The sequence below is a fragment of the Acinetobacter sp. Ver3 genome (genome assembly GCF_000632455.1).
In the GTDB taxonomy this organism is placed as follows: domain Bacteria; phylum Pseudomonadota; class Gammaproteobacteria; order Pseudomonadales; family Moraxellaceae; genus Acinetobacter.
Genome location: NZ_JFYL01000116.1, coordinates 1 through 4,120 on the forward strand (window position 1 = coordinate 1; position 4,120 = coordinate 4,120).

Genomic DNA, 4,120 nt, shown 5'->3' on the forward strand with positions numbered 1-4,120 from the left:
CGCTTTAGCGTCCTTTTTTTATAACAATTGTTAGAATCGATACCCGATTTTCATGCCATAACCTAATGCATAATTGTTGCTGAATTCTCCAACATTTATGCCACCCGTTTGAGCAGTTGCATCGCCTAACCAGAAATATTTAACACCAGCTTGAATAAAGCTTTGCTGTGATGGGTTGAATTGACCACCTAAGCCTACACTCCAATAACCTTCAGTTGGACCTAAAGTGGTTACAGGGTTTCCAGCTCCAGAGTCATAGCCTACAGTTGTGGTTGCTGCCCATTGATCATTAAATTTATGTGCAACACCTAAGGTTGCAGAGTACTGATCATCAGAATACGAAATGAGGTCCTGTCCAACTAATCCAAGTAATTTAGGTGTAACCGTAAATTGATCCCAATGAACCCAACGCAGGTTAGCAAACGCCAAAGTGTTTGTTGCAATTCCAGACTGTAAATCAATATTTACAGATTGTGGAGTAACTGCTTCAGTTACTGCAGCGATCTTATCTAATCTATTAAACTCAGGCTTTTTTAATGCATCGGCGTAAAGTGGAAGGAGCGAGGTTTCATTCGACTGAGCTTTGTGTTTAATCTCAGAGCGATAAGTGATAGATGCTTTTAATGCAATTTTTGGAATTTGGTATGCAGTACCTGCAATCCAGCCATAAGCTTCTTTTTGGTCTACATGGATGTTATAGCCATTTAAGACTTGGTATGCATTACCTTTTAAATTGATATCAGCTTCAACTGTTTGCCATACTGGACCAGCATAAAAATTCCAATTTTCAGTGGGTTGATAGCCAATGAGTGCAGTTAAATTTTGTGTCTTAACTTCAACTGATGTACCACTTAAACTATTGCCAAATGATTGATTTTTAGCATCGTATAATGCATCTGCACCAAAAGGCTGATCGTAAATTAATCCTAAAGAAACTTGGTCAGTAATCTGTAGTTTAAGAGCAGTGTTTACAAAATAATAATCACTGCCCATATCGGTAATTTTTTCGCCTGTTAAATCCTGACCAGTGATTTTATTAATCACTGTGGAAGAACCTTTAACGGTAGGATCTAAAACAGAAATGCCAGCTTCTGCATAATTACCTGATTGGAGAAATGCTGAAATCGACTGACCTGAACGATCTAATCCTGCGGCGTAAATTGAAGTTAATGGGAGTGTAGATAATAAGACTGAGTATGAAAGTACTTTAAATTTCATGATGTTCATCCATGAATGCCATATGGCGAAAAAATTGCATGAAAAATAACATAAATAAAAAAAGAGTAAATACTCGGAAATGATTGAAATATAATCAAATTTATATTACTTCATTATCAAGTTATGAGATTAAATAATTATGTCCATGTTTTTAAAAAGTATTATTGAGCAAAAAAGGAATTGTAGTTTGTGTCGTTTTTTTATTTTAAATGATGATATAACAGACAATTAATTTATACTTGTATAAAAATAAAAAAAGACCACAATCATGTGGTCTTTTTTATTGACGAATGATTAGAATTTATAGCCGATTTTAAGACCGTAAGCTAAAGCGTCATTGTCTTTAAATTCTGCAACGTATTCATTCCCACCAGCTTGAGCCCCAGTTTGAGCCTTAGCATCACCTAACCAGAAGTATTTAACACCACCTGCGATAAACGTAGCGGGGGTAGGGCTATATTGAAGACCTAAGCCCACATTCCAATAACCTTCGGTAGGACCAAGTGTTGATACAGGATTTCCGGCACCAGAATCCCAGCCAACTGAGACATTACCTGCCCATTGTTCACTTAATTTTCTGCCAACACCTACGGTTGCAGAAATTTGGTCATCAGCATATTCAACTAAGTTAAAACCGTTAGGACGGTTTACTAGACCACCTACAGCTTGTGAAGCTACACCAAATTTGTAGGGTTGAATTGAGAAACTAGACCAATCAACCCAACGTAAATTTGCAAATGCAACAGTGTTTTCCATAATGCCTGATTGAAAATCAATGTTAACAGACTGAGGAGTAGTAATTTTTGTACTTCCTTCAGCATTATTTGCCGCAGCGAAGCCTGTTAAAACTGGTAAAAGAGGAGCGGGTACTGCACCTGAACCAGCTAATAAGGGTGCAGCAGCTGCTAAAGCAATATTTTCGTCAGCTTTAAATTTATGATCGATTTCAGAGCGATAAGTGATTGAGGCTTTTAATGCAATCTCTGGAATTTGATATGCTGCACCAGCTAACCAACCCCATGCATAATCTTCACTAATATTTGCATCATAGCCATTAAATACACTATAAGCTTGACCGCGAAGACTTACATTACCCTTGATTGATTGGTATGCAGGACCAGCATATAAATTAATATTCTCATTTGGCTGAAAACCAAAAATCATAGATAAGTTTTGTGTATCTACTTCTACAGATGTACTTCCTGTTGGGGCAGAAGCACCTAACAAACCTGTTTGTAATGGTAGACCAGTAAGAATAGTATCAGTTGGTGCTGCAACAAAATTGTTTTCCCCATGATAGGTTGCATCAGCTCCAAATGGTTGATCGTAGATTAAGCCAAATGAAAAATTGTCATTTAATTGCAATTTTAAAGCAGCTGAAGGGAAATAATAATCGCCAGCCATATCATCAATATTTCTTTCTAATCCAACAGTTTCTTTACCTGATACTGATGGATCTAAAATTGAGATACCTGCTTCAAAGTAATTTCCTGGTTGAAGGAATGATGAAATAGATTGTCCAGAACGATCTAAAGCAGCAGCAAAAGAACCTGATGATGCTAAACCAAATAATACAGCAGCTGATAATTTTGTTAATTTCACTTGAATTTTCCCTGATCTTCTTCAATGAATTATTTTGTATTTTCCAATTGAATTGAGGATTAGTTATCTTAAACTGATCCTAAATCATATATTCACAAAATAACACATTAAGAATCAGAGTAAATACTCTAAGGAAATAAATTTATAATTGAATTTTAATTCTGATAAAAATAATAGGAATTTTATTTCTATATAAATTATTGAATTTATGAATTATTTAATTTTGAGTCATACTATCTTATCGTTAATTTATAAATGAACTATACAGTCAGTCAACGGTATTCATGATTAAATAAAAAAAGAGCACTAAAGTGCTCTTTTGAAAAATAAATGGCATTTAGAAACGATAACCCATTTTTAAACCATATGCCCAAGCATTGTTATCTTCAAAATTACCGACATATTTGCCAACAGAACGAGCTTCAGCATCTCCTAACCAAAAATATTTGACGCCTCCACCGATAAAAGTTGCTGGAGTAGGGCTAAACTGTGCACTTAATCCGACATTCCAATAACCTTCAGTTGGACCAAGTGCAGTTACAGGATTACCAGCACCTGAATCCCAACCGGCAGAAATAGCACCACCCCATTTTTCATTAATTTTTCGCCCAACACCAACTGTGGCAGACCATTGATCTTTATCATAATCGATAATATTTTGTCGTTGGCCTGATAATAATTGGGTAATACTTCCAAATTTATCAATATCTATACCATAGCCACCCCATTCGACCCATCGTACATTTGCAAAAGCAACTGTATTGGCCATAATGCCAGTTTGGAAATCTAAATTAACGGATTGAGGTGTGGAGATTTTAGTTTTTTCTGAATCAGAATTAAGTAACTTGTTTCGTAAACTATTTGCTGCTAATGCTTGAGCTTTATCTTCTGCAGAAATAGGCAGAGAACTTACCACTTGCTCAAATGTAAGTGTCCCGTTTGCTAATGCCACAAGTCCATCAATTGTTGCAACTTGATTGTTAATTACACCAACGACTAAATTTGAATTTTCAGTAGTGTCAAGCTCATGATCAATTTCAGATCTATAAGTCAAAGACACTTTTAATGCAATTTCTGGTATTTGAAAAGCTGCTCCTGCTAACCAACCGTAGCCTTCATCACGTTTAAAAGTTGAATTATAACCAATACTAGACAGTGTTAAGTTGCCTCTCACATCTTGATATACACCGCCTGCATAAAAGTTCCATTGTTCATTAGGTTGAAAGCCGAAAAGAGCAGTAATATTATTTGAATTAACTTTTACATTAGTGCCTGCAAGTGGCCGATTACCTAAGGCTCA

The 4,120-nt window shown here is 35.8% G+C and carries 2 protein-coding genes and 1 pseudogene; all 3 read right to left on the bottom strand.

What is annotated here, in order from left to right:
- Positions 1 to 30 precede the first annotated feature (30 nt).
- A complete protein-coding gene (locus CL42_RS15555; protein ID WP_035270719.1) occupies positions 31 to 1,218 on the bottom strand; it encodes an OmpP1/FadL family transporter in 1,188 nt (395 codons plus the stop codon).
- 294 nt (positions 1,219 to 1,512) lie between these two features.
- Positions 1,513 to 2,820, bottom strand: a complete 1,308-nt coding sequence (locus CL42_RS15560; RefSeq protein WP_035270722.1) for an OmpP1/FadL family transporter — start codon at positions 2,818 to 2,820, stop codon at positions 1,513 to 1,515.
- Positions 2,821 to 3,157: 337 nt separating this feature from the next.
- Positions 3,158 to 4,090, bottom strand: a pseudogene (locus tag CL42_RS15565) (hypothetical protein); the annotation flags it as partial.
- Positions 4,091 to 4,120: the final 30 nt, after the last annotated feature.